Annotated in this window: 13 protein-coding genes and 1 pseudogene; 7 read left to right on the forward strand and 7 right to left on the reverse strand. The window is 72.8% G+C overall.

Annotated features, from left to right (window positions below):
• Nucleotides 1-25: 25 nt before the first annotated feature.
• Nucleotides 26-713, forward strand: a pseudogene (locus ACIRO3_RS08015) (uracil-DNA glycosylase).
• A gap of 110 nt (nucleotides 714-823) precedes the next feature.
• Nucleotides 824-1,744: a sirohydrochlorin chelatase gene (locus tag ACIRO3_RS08020; RefSeq protein ID WP_404133726.1), complete on the forward strand. Its 921-nt coding sequence runs from the start codon at nucleotides 824-826 to the stop codon at nucleotides 1,742-1,744.
• A gap of 96 nt (nucleotides 1,745-1,840) precedes the next feature.
• Here ACIRO3_RS08020 and ACIRO3_RS08025 read toward each other — a convergent pair whose 3' ends face one another.
• The 4 genes from ACIRO3_RS08025 to ACIRO3_RS08040 all read right to left on the reverse strand — a co-directional run bounded on the left by ACIRO3_RS08025 (nucleotide 1,841) and on the right by ACIRO3_RS08040 (nucleotide 5,926).
• Nucleotides 1,841-2,908, reverse strand: coding sequence for a lactonase family protein (locus ACIRO3_RS08025; protein WP_404133728.1), 1,068 nt, complete (start codon nucleotides 2,906-2,908; stop codon nucleotides 1,841-1,843).
• Between the two features lie 55 nt (nucleotides 2,909-2,963).
• Nucleotides 2,964-4,103 (reverse strand): nitric oxide synthase oxygenase, encoded by a 1,140-nt coding sequence (locus ACIRO3_RS08030; RefSeq protein WP_404133731.1) that lies wholly within the window; start codon nucleotides 4,101-4,103, stop codon nucleotides 2,964-2,966.
• Between the two features lie 219 nt (nucleotides 4,104-4,322).
• Nucleotides 4,323-4,976, reverse strand: a complete 654-nt coding sequence (locus ACIRO3_RS08035; protein ID WP_361776670.1) for a response regulator transcription factor — start codon at nucleotides 4,974-4,976, stop codon at nucleotides 4,323-4,325.
• A complete protein-coding gene (locus ACIRO3_RS08040) occupies nucleotides 4,973-5,926 on the reverse strand; it encodes a HAMP domain-containing sensor histidine kinase (protein WP_404133734.1) in 954 nt (317 codons plus the stop codon). The genes ACIRO3_RS08035 and ACIRO3_RS08040 overlap by 4 nt, the downstream gene beginning before the upstream one ends.
• A gap of 215 nt (nucleotides 5,927-6,141) precedes the next feature.
• Between ACIRO3_RS08040 and ACIRO3_RS08045 the strand changes: the two genes are divergently transcribed.
• Nucleotides 6,142-6,627, forward strand: coding sequence for a cation:proton antiporter regulatory subunit (locus ACIRO3_RS08045; protein WP_404133738.1), 486 nt, complete (start codon nucleotides 6,142-6,144; stop codon nucleotides 6,625-6,627).
• A 4-nt stretch (nucleotides 6,628-6,631) separates the two neighbouring features.
• A complete protein-coding gene (locus ACIRO3_RS08050) occupies nucleotides 6,632-7,894 on the forward strand; it encodes a cation:proton antiporter (RefSeq protein ID WP_404133741.1) in 1,263 nt (420 codons plus the stop codon).
• 21 nt (nucleotides 7,895-7,915) lie between these two features.
• On the opposite strand, the gene ACIRO3_RS08055 is transcribed toward ACIRO3_RS08050, so the two are convergent.
• The gene (locus tag ACIRO3_RS08055) at nucleotides 7,916-9,418 is read right to left on the reverse strand and encodes an FUSC family protein (protein ID WP_404134129.1); all 1,503 of its coding nucleotides are present in this window, start codon (nucleotides 9,416-9,418) and stop codon (nucleotides 7,916-7,918) included.
• 302 nt (nucleotides 9,419-9,720) lie between these two features.
• The gene (locus ACIRO3_RS08060) at nucleotides 9,721-10,179 is read right to left on the reverse strand and encodes an Lrp/AsnC family transcriptional regulator (protein ID WP_267797030.1); all 459 of its coding nucleotides are present in this window, start codon (nucleotides 10,177-10,179) and stop codon (nucleotides 9,721-9,723) included.
• Nucleotides 10,180-10,307: 128 nt separating this feature from the next.
• On the opposite strand from ACIRO3_RS08060, the gene ACIRO3_RS08065 reads away from it, so the two are divergent.
• Together ACIRO3_RS08065 and ACIRO3_RS08070 are read left to right on the forward strand one after the other, a co-directional pair.
• Nucleotides 10,308-11,276: a DMT family transporter gene (locus tag ACIRO3_RS08065; RefSeq protein WP_404133744.1), complete on the forward strand. Its 969-nt coding sequence runs from the start codon at nucleotides 10,308-10,310 to the stop codon at nucleotides 11,274-11,276.
• A complete protein-coding gene (locus tag ACIRO3_RS08070; protein ID WP_404133746.1) occupies nucleotides 11,269-12,474 on the forward strand; it encodes an aromatic amino acid transaminase in 1,206 nt (401 codons plus the stop codon). Before ACIRO3_RS08065 ends, ACIRO3_RS08070 begins: the two co-directional genes overlap by 8 nt.
• Nucleotides 12,475-12,635: 161 nt before the next feature.
• On the opposite strand, the gene ACIRO3_RS08075 is transcribed toward ACIRO3_RS08070, so the two are convergent.
• The gene (locus ACIRO3_RS08075) at nucleotides 12,636-16,124 is read right to left on the reverse strand and encodes a M28 family peptidase (RefSeq protein ID WP_404134132.1); all 3,489 of its coding nucleotides are present in this window, start codon (nucleotides 16,122-16,124) and stop codon (nucleotides 12,636-12,638) included.
• Nucleotides 16,125-16,275: 151 nt separating this feature from the next.
• Here ACIRO3_RS08075 and ACIRO3_RS08080 point away from each other — a divergent pair, with 151 nt between their 5' ends.
• The gene (locus tag ACIRO3_RS08080) at nucleotides 16,276-17,235 is read left to right on the forward strand and encodes a LysR family transcriptional regulator (RefSeq protein WP_404133749.1); all 960 of its coding nucleotides are present in this window, start codon (nucleotides 16,276-16,278) and stop codon (nucleotides 17,233-17,235) included.
• Nucleotides 17,236-17,242 lie beyond the last annotated feature (7 nt).

The raw sequence follows: 17,242 nt of genomic DNA on the forward strand, positions 1-17,242 counted from the left end.
GATTGAGCCAGTAGAGTGATCGACCGTGGCAGCACGACCGTTGAACGAGATCGTCGAGCCGGGCTGGGCCCGGGCTCTTGAGCCGGTGGCCGCGCAGATCGCCGTGATGGGCGACTTCCTGCGCGGCGAGATCGCGGCGGGAAGGACGTACGTCCCCTCGGGGGCGAACGTCCTGCGCGCGTTCCAGCAGCCCTTCGACGAGGTGAAGGTGCTCATCGTCGGACAGGACCCGTACCCCACCCCGGGGCACGCGATGGGCCTGTCCTTCTCGGTGGCGCGCCGAGGTGAGTCCGTGGCCGCCGAGCCTGGACAACATCTTCCGCGAGATGCACGCGGACATCGGGACCGGCCGGCCGCTCAACGGCGATCTGACCCCGTGGACGCGTCAGGGCGTGCTGCTGTTGAACCGCTCGCTCACCACCGCCCCGCGCAAGACCGGCGGTCACCGCGGCAAGGGCTGGGAGGCCGTCACCGAGCAGGCCATCCGCGCGCTCGCGGCGCGCGGCAAGCCGCTGGTGTCCGTGCTGTGGGGGCGTGACGCACGCAACCTTCGGCCGCTGCTGGGGGACTTGCCGGCCGTGGAGTCGGTGCACCCCTCCCCCATGTCCGCGGCCAACGGTTTCTTCGGTTCCAGGCCGTTCAGCAGGACGAACGAACTGCTGGTGGGGATGGGGGCGCAGCCGGTTGACTGGCGCCTGCCGAACGCCAGTTGATCCGTGCAGTTGAAACTTATACGACATTCAACGGATAAATACGGACAGAAGCCGCCGGAAGAGGCCCTGCCCGAACATCCTCTTCCGATAAGCCAGTAGCATGCGGCGCCATGAGCTCCCCCACTGGGCCCGACAATGGCCTGCCCGTACGAATGCCGCGACCCCGCCCTGCCGGACGGCACCGCCGACCCGAGCCCGCGGTGGCGCCCGAGGGCGCGCCCGCGCTGGTGCTCGCCGTGCCCGGTGCCCCCTCCGCCGCCTCGCGCGGACTCGCCGAAGAGATCATCAGCATCGGCCGTTCCGAGCTGCCGGGCCTCGACGGCCGGGTCGGATACCTCGACGGCGATGACGCCGAGGGTTCCGAGTTCCCGTCGCTCTCCGGCGTACTGACCGCCGTCGCACACGAACGTGCCGCGCGCGCGGAGTTCTCCCGCGCCGCCGGGCACGAGGTGCCCCCGGCCACCGGCCCGGACGCCGTGGTCGTGCCCTTGCTGGCCGGCCCCGACGGCGACCTGCTGCGCCGCGTCCGCCAGGCGCTGATGGACTCCTCGGCCGCCGCCGAACTGGCCGACGTGCTCGGCCCGCACCCGCTGCTCGCCGAGGGCCTGCACGTGCGGCTCTCCGAGGCCGGACTGGCCCGCGCCGACCGGGCCCGCCTGTTCACCGTGACCACCGCCGCGGACGGCATCATCCTGGCGACCACCGGTGGCGAGGAGGCCGTCCGGGCCGCCGGGATCACCGGCATGCTGCTGGCCGCCCGCCTCGCGGTGCCGGTCAAAGCCGCCGCCCTGGACCAGGAGGGCTCGGTGGCGTCCATCGCCGAGCAGCTGCGCGCCGAGGGCTCGACCCAGCTGGCACTGGCCCCGTACCTGATCGGCCCGGAGGCCGCCGAGGGGCTGCTGGACACGGCCTGCAAGGAGGCCGACTGCGCCACCGCCGAGGTGCTCGGGTCCTACCCGGCGCTCGGCAAGCTGGCCGTCGCGCAGTACAGCGCGGCGCTGGGGATCACCCTGGGCGCCGCGGCGCACTGACCCGCCCGCTCGACACCCGTACGCGAGGGCCCGCGCTCCACGACCTGGAGCGCGGGCCCTCGTGCGTGCGGAGCGGGGTCCCGCCGGCGCGGCGGGTCAGCCGAAGACCACGCACGTGGCGGCGGGCGCGGGGAGCGATCCGGCCCGGCGCGGCCGGCCGGTCAGCGGGTCCACGTCGAACCAGGTGACGTCCCCGGACCGCTCGTTCGCCGCGTACAGCCGGCGGCCCGAGGGGTCGAGGGCGAGATCGCGCGGCCAGTGCCCGCCGCAGGAGACGATGGCGGTGAGCTGGGGTTTCTCGGCTCCGCCGGCGAGCGAGAAGGTGACGAGGGTGTCGGCGCCGCGCACGGCGGCCCAGAGGAAACGCCCGTCGGGCGAGGCGACCACGGCCGAGGGGTAGTCCCGTACGGGCCCTGAGGGCCCGCCGGGGGCGATCGGAACCTCCGCGACCGGTTCCAGTCGTCCGGTGGCCGCCGTCCAGCGGCAGACGGTCAGCTGGGCCTCCAGTTCGTGCAGGACGTAGACCACCTCGCCGTCGGGGTGGAAGACGAGGTGGCGCGGTCCCGTCCCGGCCCGCAGCGCGGCCTCGGCGTGCAGTCGCGGCTCGCCGCCGGCCGGGTCGAGGGCGTACACCCGTACCGAGTCGGTGCCCAGGTCCACGGCGAGCAGGTGGCGGCCGGTGGGGTCGGGCAGCACCTGGTGGGCGTGCGGGGAGGCCTGCCGGTCGGAGTCGAGCCCGGAGCCGCGATGGGCGTGGACGGCGGCGGGTCCCCCGATGCGGCCGTCGGCGGCGAGCGGGAGGCTGCTGACGCTGCCGGAGGTGTAGTTGGCGGTGAACAGCCGCCGGCCGGCGACGCTGAGGTGGGTGGGGCCGGCCCCGCCCACCCGGACGGGGCCGCCGAGCGGGGTGAGCCCCTCGGCCGTGGCACGGAAGGCGCCGACCCCGCCCTGCTCGGTCTCGCTGACCGCGTAGAGCGCCCCGGTGTCCCGCGCGAGGGCGAGGTACGAGGGGTCCGCGAGGGCGGCGGTGGCGGAGAGCGGGATCAGCGCCCCGGTGGCCGGATCCACGGCCGCGGTGGTGACACCGCGGCCGCCCCCCGAGGTGAACGAGCCGATGTAGGCCCGGTGTCCGTCCGCTCGGTCCGTGCTGTGCGCGTCGTCCACAGGTACCTCAATTCCGCCGTTCCGGATCCGTTCGGAGCCGACGGTAACAGAAGGTCTAGACCAAATCCCGTCCTTGGGCCCTTTCTTGCGCGCCGGGGTGGTGCACGTAGGCCGTCGCGCTCGCCCGGTTCTCGTACGTCCGGTGGAACACCGGGGTCGCGGAACCCGAGATCGGCGGCACGATCCAGGACCAGTCCGCCCCGACCGCACGCCCCTTGCGCTCCTCCCGCTCCAGGTGGGACAGGAAGCGCCGGGACTCGGTGTGGTGGTCGGCGATGGTCACCCCGGCCCGGTCGAAGGAGTCCAGCACGGCCCGGTTCAGCTCGACCAGGGCGCGGTCCTTCCAGAGGGAACGGTCGGTGGAGCGGTCGAGGCCCAGCCGGCGGGCGACCGCGGGGAGCAGGTTGTAGCGGTCGGTGTCGGCCAGGTTCCGGGCCCCTATCTCGGTGCCCATGTACCAGCCGTTGAAGGGCGCCGCCGGGTAGTGGATGCCGCCGACCTCCAGACACATGTTGGAGATCGCCGGGACCGCGTGCCAGCGAAGCCCCCAGTCCGCCCAGTCGTCGGCGGTGTCGGGGTGTCGGATCGGGACCTCCAGCACGGCGTCCGCGGGCGTCTCGAACCAGCGCGGCTTGTCGTCCACGCCCTGCACCACGAGCGGGAGGAGGTCGAAGGGGGTGCCGGGCCCGCCGGGCCAACCCAGGCCCGACAGGGCGCTCGTGAGCGGGGCGTTGCGGGCGTCGCCGACGGTGATGGAGGGGTGGTCGCCGTACCCGGCGTAGCGGACCAGTTGCTCGCTCCAGATCAGCGGGCCCGGGCGGTCCGGGGCGTCCGGGGCGAAGACGGTGATGGTGGGCCGGACCCGGCCGCCGTTGGTGGCCTCGCGCAGGTGGGCGAAGCACTCCTCGGCCACGTCGTCGGCCTCGACCAGTTCGCGGCGGTCGCGGACCCGCAGCGAGTTCCAGTAGAGCCTGCCTATGCAGCGGTTGCTGTTGCGCCAGGCGACGCGGGCGCCGTGCACCAACTCCTCCGGGGTGTGGCGGTAGGTTCCGGTCCCCGCGAGTTCGGCCCGTACGGCGGCGAGACGGACACGCGGATCACCGGCTTCCGGATCCTCGCGGTGGAAGAGTCGGATGAACTCCTCGGCTGCTTCCCACACCTGAGCGGTGTCGGAGCGCTGGTGAAGGATTTCCATTGCGGGCCGTTACCCCCCGTTCGACCGGTTCCACCCGGTACGTGCCGGATGAACGTGCATGCAACGCCAACCCGTTGTACATGCCGCAGGTCAGCGGCAGGCAACCCCCGCAGGGGGAACACTCGTCCGAGTGGTCTTCGGGGGACAAGCCGCGAGGAACTCCGCGCGCCAAGTAACATCCGCCGCGATCCGCCGGGTTGTACGGGACCGGCGGCAGGGTCACGGCTCGATGAGGCCGACTCGGATGGCGTAGCGGGTGAGTTCGAGGCGGTCGCGCAGGCCCAGCTTCTGGAGGAGGTTGGCCCGGTGGCGCTCCACGGTCTTGGCGCTGATGACGAGCAGGTCCCCGATCTCCTTCGAGGTGTGGCCCTCCGCGACGAGCTTGAGGATCTCCTCCTCGCGCTCGGTGATGGGACGGGCGGGGAGGGGGTCGCCCTGGCGGGCGCGGTCGAGGTAGCTGCGGATGAGGGCGGTCTCGGCGCCGGGGTAGATGAACGGTTCGTCGCGCAGGACGGCCCGGCAGGCTTCCACGAGGTCGCGGTCCGCGACGGACTTCAGGACGTACCCGCCCGCGCCGGCCCGCAGCGCTTCGAAGAAGTACTGCTCGTTGTCGTACATGGTGAGCATCAGGATCCGCAGCCCCGGCCGGAGGCGGGCCAGCTCCCGGGCGGCCTGGAGGCCCGTCTGTCGGGGCATGGCGATGTCGAGGACGGCCAGGTCCACGTCGGTGGTGCGGGCCAGGGCGACGGCCTCGGCGCCGTCGGCCGCCTCGGCCACGACGGTGAGATCGGGTTCGGCGTCCAGGATGAGCCGTACACCGCCCCGCACGAGGGCGTGGTCGTCGGCCAGCAGGATCCGGGCCGGTGCGCTCATCGGACGTTCTCCCCGGTGTCGGTGACGGTCAGGCGTACGTCGGTGCCGCCGCTCGCTCCGGGCGCGACGGACAGTTCGGCGCCGATCAGCAGGGCGCGTTCGCGCATGCCCTGGATGCCGGCGCCCTCCGGCGCGGCCCCGACGCCCCGGCCGTCGTCCTGGACCAGCAGCACCACGCCGCCGCCCGGTCGCGGGCCCAGGTGGAGTGCGACGCGGGTGGCGCCCGCGTGCCGGGCGGCGTTCGTCAGGCCCTCCTGGGCGACCCGGTACAGGACCAGTTCGGTGGCGGGCGACAGCGCGGATGGCCCGGGGGCGATGTGCGCGCTCACGCCGAGGCGCGGCGTGGTGAACTCGGCGACCAGGGACCGGAGCGCGCTGTGCAGACCCAGTTCCTCCAGGACGCCCGGACGCAGGCGTCGGGCGATGCGCCTGATCTCGTCGAGGCCGGCGCGGGTGGTCTCCTGGGCCTGACGCAGGTCGGCGCGCACGGGTTCGGGGACCCGGTCGGCGGCGTGTTTGAGCTGGAGGAGCACGGCGGTGAGGGTCTGGCCGACCTCGTCGTGGAGCTCCCGCGCGATGCGGTGGCGCTCAGCCTCCAACGCCGACAGGACGCGGCCGCTGCTGGTGGCCCGCTCGGTCTCCAGCCGGTCCAGCATGCTGTTGAAGGTCCCGGTCAGCTCGGCGATCTCGCCCCGGCCGGTGACCCGGGGGCGCCGGCCGGGACGCAGCAGGTCCGCCGTGGCCATGGCCCGGGTGAGGCGTTGCAGCGGGGCGAGACCGATCCGCAGGAGGACGGCGTTGGCCACGAGCATGGCGGCCAGTCCGCAGACCAGGACGAGGGCCTCGCCGAAGAGGACCGGGGTGGAGACGGTGACCGGGCCGAAGAGCAGCAGCACGGCGACGACGAGCACGGCGGCGTTCAACAGGAAGATCCGCCAGTACAGCGACATGGGTGCTCGCCTCTCTCGTCGGACGTCCGTCCCACTGTCGTCGGATCCACTCCCCCGCCCCACCCTCACCGCTGCGGGCCCGTCTGTCCATCCGTGCCGACACCCATTTCACGCGCCTTCGGAAAGTGGCAGCATGGGCCCGCGCCGAGGCCCTTGACCTGCCCGAACACGCCTTCGGCGCCGTACGGCAACCACGGATCGAGGGGGGACGGGCTGTGCCTGCTCCACGGATGAGTACGACACCACTGCCCGGCATCGGCGTCCAGTACGACCTCACCACGCGCGAACACCGCCACCTGTCGGTGATCGCGCACCGGGACGGCACCCGCACGGTGAACGTCTACCGGGCCGACGACCCCGACGCCTGCGCCCAGTCGCTGCACCTGACCGGGTCGGAGACGGCGTCGCTGATCGACGCGCTCATGCCGGCCCATCACAGCCCGAACGTCCTGCACACCACCGATCTGGGGCTGGTGGCCGAACGGATCGAGCTGTCGGCGCACTCCCACTGGAACGGCCGGGTGCTGGGCGAGACCCGGATGCGGACCGAGACGGGCGTCTCGGTGGTCGCCGTACTGCGCCGCGCCGAGGCCGGCCCCTCCCCCGCGCCGGACTTCCGCCTCGCCGGTGGGGACACGCTCATCGTCATCGGCACCCGCGAGGGCGTCGAGGCGGCCGCCGCGATACTCGGACGGGAGTGAGGTCGTGCACTCCACTGTCTTCCTCATCGAATTCGGCGCGATCATCCTCGGCCTGGGCCTGCTCGGTCGGGTCGCGGGGCGCCTGAGGTTCTCGCCCATCCCCCTCTACCTGCTGGCCGGGCTGGCGTTCGGCAACGGCGGGCTGCTGCCGCTCGGCGCGAGCGAGGAGTTCGTGGCGATCGGCGCGGAGATCGGTGTCATCCTGCTCCTGCTGATGCTGGGCCTGGAGTACACCGCCGGCGATCTCGTCTCCAACCTCAAGACCCAGTACCCGGCGGGGCTGGTCGACTTCGGCCTCAACGCCGTGCCCGGGGCGGTGGCCGCGCTGCTCATGGGGTGGGGGCCGGTGGCGGCCGTGGTGCTGGCCGGGGTCACCTGGATCTCCTCCTCCGGGGTCATCGCCAAGGTGATGGGTGATCTCGGGCGCCTCGGCAACCGGGAGACCCCGGTCATCCTCAGCATCCTGGTGCTGGAGGACCTCGCCATGGCCGTGTACCTGCCGATCGTCACGGCGCTGTTGGCCGGGGTGAGCCTCGCGGCGGGCAGTCTGACCCTGGCCATCGCGCTCGGCGTGGCCGGGGCGGTCCTGTTCGTCGCGGTCCGGTACGGGCGGGTGATCTCCCGCTTCGTCTCCAGCGACGACCCGGAGAAACTGCTCCTCGTCGTCCTCGGGCTGACCCTGCTCGTCGCGGGTGTCGCGCAGCAGCTCCAGGTCTCGGCCGCCGTCGGCGCGTTCCTCGTCGGCATCGCGCTGTCCGGGGAGGTCGCGGAGGGCACGCACACGCTGCTGAGCCCGCTGCGTGACCTGTTCGCCGCCGTGTTCTTCGTCTTCTTCGGTCTGCACACGGACCCGGCCGGCATTCCGCCGGTGATCCTGCCCGCCCTCGCGCTCGCGCTCGTCACCGCCGGCACGAAGATCGCCACCGGCCATTGGGCCGCGCGGCGGGCCGGGGTCGGCGTCAAGGGGCGTTGGCGGGCGGGCGGGACCCTGGTGGCGCGCGGGGAGTTCTCCATCGTGATCGCGGGGCTCGCGGTCACCGCGGGCATCGAGCCGGCCCTCGGACCGCTGGCGACCGCGTACGTGCTGATCCTGGTGATCGTCGGACCGCTGACCGCCCGCTACACGGAGCCGCTGGCGGTGTACCTGACCGGGCGGCGGGTCCGGCCGCGGCCCCTGTCGGCGGCGGCGCCCTCCCCGCCGGCGTCGCCGGAGGGCGTCCGCGAGAGCGTGCCGGAGCCGGACCAGGATCCGGCCGGGCGCGCCTGAGCGGCGGCCCGGCCGTCTCGCTCAGGCGCTGACCAGGGGGCCGCGCGCGGGGGTGCGCAACGGGGCGTCGAGCTGGGTCAGGAGTCGTTCCAGGCCGTGGAGGTGGGCCAGGGCGGGCTCGGCGGCGCGCTGCTCGGGGATCGCTCCCGCGACCGCTCGTCCGTCGTCGCCGGGCAGTGCCCCGGGCGAGATCAGCGCCTCCACGGCGGTCTCGACCCGCCGGCAGGCCGCCGCGAGCCGGGCGTCGTGGCCGGCGTCCGGGTCGGCGGCCATGGTGACCAGGCCCCGTACCTCGACCGCGCACTCGTCGAGGAGGGCCAGCACGTGGCGCGCCCGGGCCTTGCGGGCCGCGTACGGGCTGAGCGGGTGGACGAGCGGGGCCAGGGACAGCCGTACCCGGCCCAGCAGCAGCTCCAGCTCGGCGGCGTGCGGGGCGGGGTCGGCGGCCGGCGATCCGGCGAGCCGGGCGGCGGCCTCGGCCGTGCACGTGTGCACGCAGCGCAGGGCCCGCTGGATCCAGGCGTCGTTCGTCGCGTGCGTGGTGACGGGCAGGACGAGGATCACGGCGAGCGCCGCGCAGATCGCGCCGACGGCCGTCTCCTGGAAGCGCAGCACCAACAGGCCGGGGTCCAGGACCCCGAGGAGGCCGTAGAGCAGGCCGGCCATGACCGTCACGGCGAACATCATCCAGCTGTACGAGACGGGGGCCGTGTAGAAGATCCCGAAGACGCAGACGGCGACCAGCGCGGCGGTGGGCGCGGGCGCCCCGTCCAACGGGATGGCGACGAGCAGGCCGACGCCGATCCCGATGACGGTGCCGAGGACCCGGCGGAAGCCGCGGACCAGGGTCTCGCCGCGGGAGGCCGTGTTCACGAAGATCCACCAGACGGTGCCGACGGCCCAGTACCAGCGGTCCTCGGACAGCACCTGGCCCACGCTGAGCGCGACGGCGCAGGCGGCGGTGGCCTGGAGGGCCTGCCGGGTGGTGGTCCGCGCGAAGCCGGCGCCGGGCAGACCGGGCGGGACGGGGGGCGGCGGCGTGCGGCGCTCGATCGGCCACAGGACGAAGCGCACGGCGCCGGCGGAGAGCAGCGCCAGGCCGACGGCGGCGAACAGTTCGGGCAGTTGCGCGGGGACCGCGTGCAGGAACTGGGTGGTGAAGAAGCTCATGAAGGCGAACACCCCGAGGGCGTGGCCGCGCGGGCCCCAGCGGCGGGCGTAGACCCCGGCGAGGACGACGACGAGGAACGCCGCGTCCCGCGCGAGCGGGATCCCGTGCAGGGTCGTGGCGAGGGCCAGTACGGGGAAGCCCGCCAGGGGCAGGAGGGCCGTGGTCACCCGCTGGGCGCGCACGGTGGGGTCGAGGACGGTGAAGAGGGCCAGCAGGGCCGCCAGTCCGCCGGTGATGGAAGCGGTCAGGGAGAGCCCGGCCAGTTCGGCCGAGGCGACGGCGAGCGCGATGCCGATCACCGCGCGCAGCGCGTTCCTGAGCCTCATTCGCCCCGGGTCCGGAGCCACGAACATCCTCTTCACGGCGGTGTGCCGCCCCCCTCGATACGACGCTCGCCGGGCCTGCCGCCGCCCGGGGGTGGTGGGCGGTGTGCGGGCACGGCGAAGGCGCCACGGTCCGGAGCGGCCTCGTCGCCGTCCGGCGCTGCGTGGCGCCGTAAGTACATGGATAGGACACAGATAACCATCCCGGAGCCGGTGGCTCAACTCGGGCTCGGATCACTGGGCCATTGGCCCTGTTCCGGGGCCGGGACGTGGGCCGGCGCGGGCCAAGGGTCCGGCGTCGGGGCCGTGACCCGGAGCGACCGGGGCGGCGTTCAGGCGGGCCGGGGGTAGGTGCGGGACTGTTTCACGCTGCCGTACGCGAAGCTCGACTCGATCGAGGCGATGCCCGGGATGGCGTGGATCCGGTCGCGGACCAGGGCCTCGTACGCCTGGAGGCTCTCGATCACGACCCTGAGCAGGTAGTCGCTGCTGCCCGCCATCAGGTAGCAGTCCTGGATGTGCTCGATGCCGCCGACGTGTCCTTCGAAGATCCGCACGGCCTCGCTCGTGTGGCGTTCCAGCCGGATCCGGACGAAGACGGTGATGGGGAGTCCGAAGCCGACCTGGTCGACCATCGCCGTGTAGCCGCGGATGAGGCCGGCCTCCTCCAGCCGGCGGACCCGGCGCAGACACGGTGAGGGGGACAGTCGGACGCGGTCGGCCAGGTCCTGGTTGGACAGGCGGCCGTCGGCCTGCAATTCGCGAATGATCTGCAGGTCGACTGCGTCCACGGACTCTCCTTGGCAGATTCTGCCCCCACGCTATGCCTGGGAGGCAGAACTGGCAATCGGCTGCCCCGGCTCAGGGCCTAGCGTTGCCTGGTGGCCGAATCCGGCCCTCTCATGCTGGAGGAACCTCCTTGGTCACGCAGAGCATCCTGCCCGCGTCGGCTCCCCCGCGCGGGTCCGTCGCGCGCCGGCTCTCGCCCCGGGCGCGGGGCACGGCGGCGTTGGTGGTGACCGTGCTGATCTGGGCCGCCTTCGCGCTCAGCGCCCGGGCCCTGAGCACCTCGACCCTGCTGCCGGCCGACGCGGGCCTGTTGCGGTTCGGCGTCCCGGTCCTCGTCCTGGCGCCCGCGCTGTGGCGCCGGCGCGCCCGGATCGCGGCGGTGCGGCCGGCGGCCGCCGCGAAGATCGTCTGCGGGGCGGGCGTCCCGTTCTTCCTCGCCGCCATGCAGGGCGGCTCACTGACCTCGGCGGCGTTCGTCGGGTCGATCGTCCCCGGGATGGTCCCGCTGTTCGTGTCCGGGCTGATGGTCGCGGGCGGACGCGGGATGCCCCGGGGGACGCAGGCCGCCGGACTCACGCTGATCGCCGCGGGTGTCGGGGCGCTCGTCTGGCGGCACGTCGTCCCGGTGAACACGGACGTGCTGGCCGGCGCGGGGCTGCTGCTGGTGGCGAGCGGGTTGTGGGCCCTGTACACGGTGGGCCTGAAGGAGGTCGACCTCGATCCGGTCGGGTCGATCGGGCTGCTGTGCCTGCCCTCGGTCACGGTGCTGGGCCTCCTGGTCCTCACGGGCGTGCTCCCCACCGGGATGGCATCGGCGACGGGCGGCGACATCCTGCTGTTCCTCGTGGTGCAGGGGCTCGGGGTCGGGCTGTGCGCCGGCCTGCTGTACGCCTACGCCATCCGGGCGCTGGGCGCGGAGCGCAGCTCCGTCGTCGGGAGCCTGAGCCCGGTCGCCGTGGTCCTCCTCGCCATACCCCTGCTCGACGAGGCGCCGACGCTCGCCGTGCTCGTCGGCGTCCCCCTCATCACCGCCGGCGTCGTCCTCGCCAATCGGCGCTCGCGCCCCCGATCCCAGCCCGAGGTTCCCGCAGATGCTTGAGCTCCTCCTGCCGCCGCCCGTCGACCCGCTCTGGGACCTGACCGAGGCGTTCTGGGCCGACGCGCGGCCCGAGCGGCTGAACCTGGTCCTCGGCGTGTACCGCGACCAGACGGGCGGCACGCCCGTGATGGCGGCCGTACGCGAGGCCGAGATACGTCTGGCGGAACGTTCCGCCTCGAAGGAGTACCGCGGTCTGTCGGGCAACACCGACTTCAACCGGGCGATGCTGTCGCTGGTGCTGGGGTCCGGTTCGGGCGCGGCCGACGCACCGGCCGAGCGGGCCGTCGCCGTACAGACCGTCGCGGGCAGCGGCGCCCTGCGCCTGCTCGCCGACCTGATCTGCCGCACCCGCCCGGGCACCACCGTGTGGATCAGCGACCCCGCCTACGTCAACCACCGGCCCATCCTGGAGGCGGCCGGGCTGGACGTGCGGACGTACTCCTGGGTGGACGCCGAGGGTCGTCCCGACACGGCCGGCATGCTGGCGGACCTGGCACGGGCGCGCCGCGACGACGTCGTGCTCATCCAGGGCTGCTGCCACAACCCCAGCGGGGTGGACCCGTCCGCCCGGGAATGGGAGGAACTGGCCGCGCTCGCGGAGCGGGCGGGTTGGGTTCCGTTCGTCGACCTGGCGTACCACGGGCTCGGCGACGGCCTGGAGGCCGACCTGGCGCCGACGCGCATGCTCGCCGAGCGGGTGCCGGAGATGCTCGTCGCGATCAGCTGCTCGAAGAACTTCGGCCTCTACAGCGACCGCACCGGTTGCGCCGTCGTCATCGGTTCCTCCCGCGCCTCGCTGCGGAACGTCGAGACGGCGCTCCAGAACGCCGCGCGCACGCTCTACTCGATGCCGCCGGAGCACGGGGCCGCCATCGTGACGGCCGTCCTGGAGGACGAGGGGTTGCGGGCCACCTGGCGGGCGGAGCTGAACGCCATGCGCGACCGGATCGCGGACAACCGGCGCGATCTGGTCGCGGGTCTGGAGGCCCTCGGCTGGGGCCCGCAGGCGGACGTGCTCGCCCGGCAGAAGGGCATGTTCTCGATGTTGCCGCTCGACCCCCGGCAGATGCTGCGGCTGCGCAGCGGGTTCGCCATCTACGGGACCACCTCGGGGCGGATCAACATCGCGGGCATCCCCTCGCACCGCGTGCCCTGCCTGGCGCAGGGCGTCGCGGCCGTCTTGGCCGAGTCGAACTAGCCCTTCCCCCGCGGGTCCTGGCCGGCCCGGGGCCGAGGCGTGGAAGGACGTCTCGCACCGCGCGTTTTCCTCGCGCGCGGTGGCGCGAACGCCGACGAGCGGCACGCCCCCGGCCTGCCGGCCGGGGGCGTGCCGCTCCGGGACGGGTGCCCGGGCGGGTGTCAGCTCACCTGGAGGGCGACGTCGTCCACCACGAAGGAGGTCTGGAGGGACTGGTCCTCGGCCCCCTGGAACTGCAGGGTGACGGTCTGGCCGGCGAACCGGGAGACGTCGTAGGTCTTCAGCGCGTAGCCGGAGTTCGCGTTCACGTTGGACAGCGTCTCCAGTGTCTGGCCGCCCACCGAGACCTTGAAGGTGTCGTAGACGACGCTCTCGGTCTCGTCGGTGTCGATGTGGAGGTGGAAGGACAGTTGGTGGACGGAGCAGCCCGCCGGGATGGTCAGCGACTGGGAGGCGCTGTCCGTGCGGCTGGTGCCCCAGCCGTTCAGCCAGGCCTTGTACGAGCCGCCGTGCGGGGCCTGGCCGGCCTGGTTGGTGATGACGCCCGAGGAGGCCGTCCAGGGACTGGAGCCGTTCTCGAAGCCGCCGTTGACCACGACCTGGCGCGGGGTGCAGGTGCCGCCGCCGCCCCCGACGGTCAGGGTGTAGGTGGTGCTGTGGCTGGTGGTGCCGGTACCGGTGACGGTCAGCGTGTACGTGCCCTGCGCGGCGCCCGCGCCGACCTGTACGGAGAGCGTCGAGGACTGGCCGGACTGCACGGAGGTCGGGCTGAGCGTGGCACTGACGCCGGTGGGCGCGCCGGAGACGGACAGGGCCACGGTCTGGGCCGCGCCGCCGACGGTGGTGGTGTTGACGGTGGAGGTGACGCTGCCGCCCGGGTTGGCGGAGCCGGCCGCCGGGGAGGTGGCGAGGGAGAAGTCCTGCGCGGGGCTCTCGCCGCCCACGGCCTGCTTCCAGATCGCGTAGGCGACGCCGTCGGCGCTGCGGTCGAGGACCGTGGCGCTGATGTTGTTCGTGGTGTCACAGGCGCTGTGGTAGCAGGAGTCGTACGCGGAGTTCGCGGTGCCGCCCCACTTCGTGGCCTGGGCCGAGGTCTTGCGGGCACTGGCACCGGCCGCGTAGCCGGAGGTGGGGATGCCGCCCTGCTGGAAGGAGTAGTCGTCGCTGCGGCCCTGGCCCTCGACGTTCTCCTCGGGGGCGAGGTTCAGCGAGGTCCAGTAGGCCTTGAGGGGGGCGGCGGCGGCGGAGTTGACGTTGTTGATGAAGTAGCCGCCGTTGGTGGAGCCCACCATGTCGAAGTTGTAGTAGGCCTTGATGGCGGTGCGCTCGGCGCTGCTGAGCCGACCGACGTAGAACTCCGAGCCGTTCAGGCCCTGTTCCTCGTCGGTCCACCAGGCGAAGCGCACGTGCTTGGTCATGGTGGGGTTCTTCTGCGCCAGGGCCAGGGCGTTCTCCAGCAGGGTGGCGGAGCCGGAGCCGTTGTCGTTGATGCCGGGGCCGGCGGAGACGCCGTCGAGGTGGGCGCCGAACATGACGGTCTGGTCGGCGGGGCCGCCGGGCCAGTCGGCGATCAGGTTGTTCGACGGGTAGGTGCAGGAGGTGCAGTTCTGTTCGGTGACGGTGTAGCCGGCCGCCTGGAGCTTGCCCTTCACGTAGGCCAGGGACTGGGTGTAACCGGCGCTGCCGGCGCGGCGGTTGCCGCCGTTCTGGGAGGCGATGGTGTTGAACTGGGTCAGGTGGGCCTGGACGTTGGCCACGCTGATGTTCGGCGGGTCGTTGCCGGGCTGGGTGCCGCCGACGTTGAGCGTGTAGTCGACGGTGTGCGCCAGGCTCGGGCCCTGGCCCTTGACCACGACGGTGGAGGCGCCGGGGGCCGCGCTGGAGTTGGCGGAGAGGGTCAGCGTCGAGGACTGGCCGGACTGCACGGTGGCCGGGTTGAAGGTGGCCGTGACACCGGCCGGCAGACCGGTGGCGCTGAGGGTGACCTGCTGGGCCGAGCCGGTGGTGGTGTTGGTGGCCACCGAGGTGGTGACGGAGCCGCCCTGCTGGACGGTACCCGCGGCCGGGTTCAGGGCGAGGGAGAAGTCGTCGTTCTGTCCGCTCGGGGTGCAGGTCGGGTCGGCGCTCTGGGCGGGCACGCTGATGGCGTCCCAGGCGGCCTTGGTCTTGTTGAACAGGTTGCAGGTGGTCGGGTCGAGCGACTTGGCCGAACTCAGGGTCGCCGTCCGGTACTTCTTGTACGACATGCTGCTGGTCTTGAGCAGCATGCCGCCGTAGAAGATCTTGCCGGCGTTCTGGACGCCGACGCCGGTCAGCGTGGTGGAGTTGCAGGTGCTGCTGCTCGGCTTGCCGCCACCCGGGCTGGTGCCCTCGGCGAGCAGGTAGAACCAGTGGTTGAGGGGGCCGGCCGCCGCGTGCACCTCGGTGCCGGGTATCGCGGAGCTGTAGCAGGCCGGGTCGTTGTTGACGGCCGGCGGGTTGTACATGTTCCGGATCGGTCCGCGGCCCTGGAGGTTGATCATCTCGCCGACGGTGTAGTCCGGTGTGTCGTACGGGGACGGCTCGTTGATGTACGCCTCGGTGAGCGCGCCGAAGATGTCCCCGGTGCCCTCGCCGAGCCCGGCCTCCTGGCCGCTGGTGCCGCCCGGGGTGTTGGAGTCGATGGCGTGTCCGTACTCGTGGGCGACCACGTCCACGCCGGCGATCCACTCGTTGGCGGTGTTGCGGCCGATGGTGACGGAGCTGCCGTCCCAGTAGGCGTTGAGGTCGCTCAGGCCGACCTTGCCGGGGAAGCTGCGGCCGTTCCCGCTGACGCCGTTGCGGCCGAGCCACTGGCCGAGCATGTCCCACTGCTTCTGGGCGGCGAACATGAGGTCGGTACAGCCGGTCTCCTTGGAGGTGGCGCTGGTGCTGCCCCAGGAGTCGGAGGACTTCGAGAAGACGGCGCCGGTGCTGTAGTCGGCGCAGCTCAGGCCGGTGCGGTTCGGGTCGCGCAGCGAGTAGGTGCCGCCGGAGGCGGTGGTGTCGATGGTGAGCGGGCTGGGGCCGTTCCACTTGCTGGTGCCGGTGCCCGCGACGACCTCGTCGTGACGGTCGACGACCTTGCCGGTGCGGGCGTCCACGAACACGTGCAGCTTGCTCGGGGCGGTCTTCGTACGGCCGGAGAGGACGGTCTCCCAGGCCAGGACGGGCTTGTCGTCCTTGAGCCGGACGACCAGCCGGCTGTCGAGGACCTTGTCCACCGCGGCGAGTTCCGCGCGGGAGGTGGCCTCGGCCGTGCGGGCGGCGACGGTCGGGGTGGTCGCCACGTCGATCACGGTCGTGGAGGCCGATTGGAGGGCGCGGACCCGGCCCTCGCCGTCGGCGAGGACGACCGCGTCGCCACCGACGACCGGCAGGCCGCGGTAGCTGCGTTCGTAGGCGACGGAGTACAGGTCCTGCACCCAGGGGGTCACCAGGCGCCGGTCGTACTGCTGTTGGGGAGAGTTGACGAGGGTGTCGAGTCCGCTGCGGACGGCCGCGTCGGCGGCGGCCACGGCCCGTGCGGCGGATCCGGCGGGTTGTCCCTGCCGCTGGGGCGTGGCCGAGGCGGTACCGGCCAGCGCGCCGGCGAGGCTCGCGGTCAGCGCCATGGCGGCCGCGGACGCCATCCATCTGGTGGGCTGCAAGAGTCCACTCCGATCGTGTGTGGGGGGTCTGGCTGCGCCGAGTATGGGCGTGGACATGGCGAGATTGGGACATCCCTGCCGGCATAAGACCCGCGTTATGGTGCGGTGGGGTCACCCTGCGTAAGCTGCCCGGATGCAGCTGGAGTTGAGGCATCTGCAGGCCGTCTGCGAGATCGCGGAGGTCGGCAGCCTGGGGGGCGCGGCGCGACGGCTGGGGATCTCACAGCCGGCGCTCTCGGCCCAGTTGCGCAGGATCGAACGGGTCACCGGTGGCGAACTCTTCGTCCGGGGCCGGCACGGCGTGGAACCGACGCCGCTGGGCCAGTTCGTGCTGGCCAAGGCACGCCGTGTGCTCCACGAGATGGACGCGCTGGGCGCCGACACCCGGGCCATGTCGACCGACGAACCGCTGCGGCTCGGTTGCATCATGCTCGTCCTGCTGGACGGCCTGCTGGCGCGCACCGACCTGGCCCTGTCCGGGCGGGAGATCACCATGGACCTGGAGGACTCGGTGACGGCGCTGGTACGCATGCTCGGCGCGGGCCGCTACGACGTCATCGTGTACGGCGAGGTCAACGACCACGTGGTCCCGTTGCCCGGTGGGGTCCTGGCCCGAACGCTGGTCCCCAGGGAGCCCTTCTGCATCCGGATGTCCGCCCGGCATTCGCTGGCCCGGCGCGAGGGCCTCGAACTGGCGGAGCTGGCCGACGAACAGTGGATGACGCTGGTGGAGGACGACGACGGGGGCCCCGAGGCGCTGATCGAGGCCTGCGCGAAGGCGGGCTTCGCCCCCTCACTGCGCTACCGGATCATCGACCGCAAGATGCGGCACGACCTGATCGCCGCGGGCCGTGCCATCGCGCTGAGCCAGCCCACCGCCCCCGTCGTGGACGGCACGGTGATGCGCCCCCTGATCGGCACCCCGATCACCGGGCGCATCCGGCTGGCCTGGAACCGCTCGTCGGTCTCCGCGCTCCAGGCGGACGTGCTGTACCGCGCGGCGGCGGGCTCGTACCTGGCCAACGTCGACAACCACCCCTTCCACCGGGCCTGGTGGGACGCCCACCCGGAGGTCCACCCGGCCCTCGACTGAACGGGTC

The organism is Streptomyces sp. NPDC102278, from assembly GCF_044766345.1.
Taxonomy (GTDB): domain Bacteria; phylum Actinomycetota; class Actinomycetes; order Streptomycetales; family Streptomycetaceae; genus Streptomyces.

Bases quoted from the DNA above. Each gene is read 5' to 3' on its own strand.
- ACIRO3_RS08055 (WP_404134129.1), bottom strand. From the start codon at position 9,418: ATGTTCGTGGCTCCGGACCCGGGGCGAATGAGGCTCAGGAACGCGCTG.
- ACIRO3_RS08070 (WP_404133746.1), top strand. From the start codon at position 11,269: ATGCTTGAGCTCCTCCTGCCGCCGCCCGTCGACCCGCTCTGGGACCTG.
- ACIRO3_RS08030 (WP_404133731.1), bottom strand. From the start codon at position 4,103: ATGGAAATCCTTCACCAGCGCTCCGACACCGCTCAGGTGTGGGAAGCA.
- ACIRO3_RS08035 (WP_361776670.1), bottom strand. From the start codon at position 4,976: ATGAGCGCACCGGCCCGGATCCTGCTGGCCGACGACCACGCCCTCGTG.
- ACIRO3_RS08075 (WP_404134132.1), bottom strand. From the start codon at position 16,124: ATGGCGTCCGCGGCCGCCATGGCGCTGACCGCGAGCCTCGCCGGCGCG.
- ACIRO3_RS08020 (WP_404133726.1), top strand. From the start codon at position 824: ATGAGCTCCCCCACTGGGCCCGACAATGGCCTGCCCGTACGAATGCCG.
- ACIRO3_RS08040 (WP_404133734.1), bottom strand. From the start codon at position 5,926: ATGTCGCTGTACTGGCGGATCTTCCTGTTGAACGCCGCCGTGCTCGTC.
- ACIRO3_RS08080 (WP_404133749.1), top strand. From the start codon at position 16,276: ATGCAGCTGGAGTTGAGGCATCTGCAGGCCGTCTGCGAGATCGCGGAG.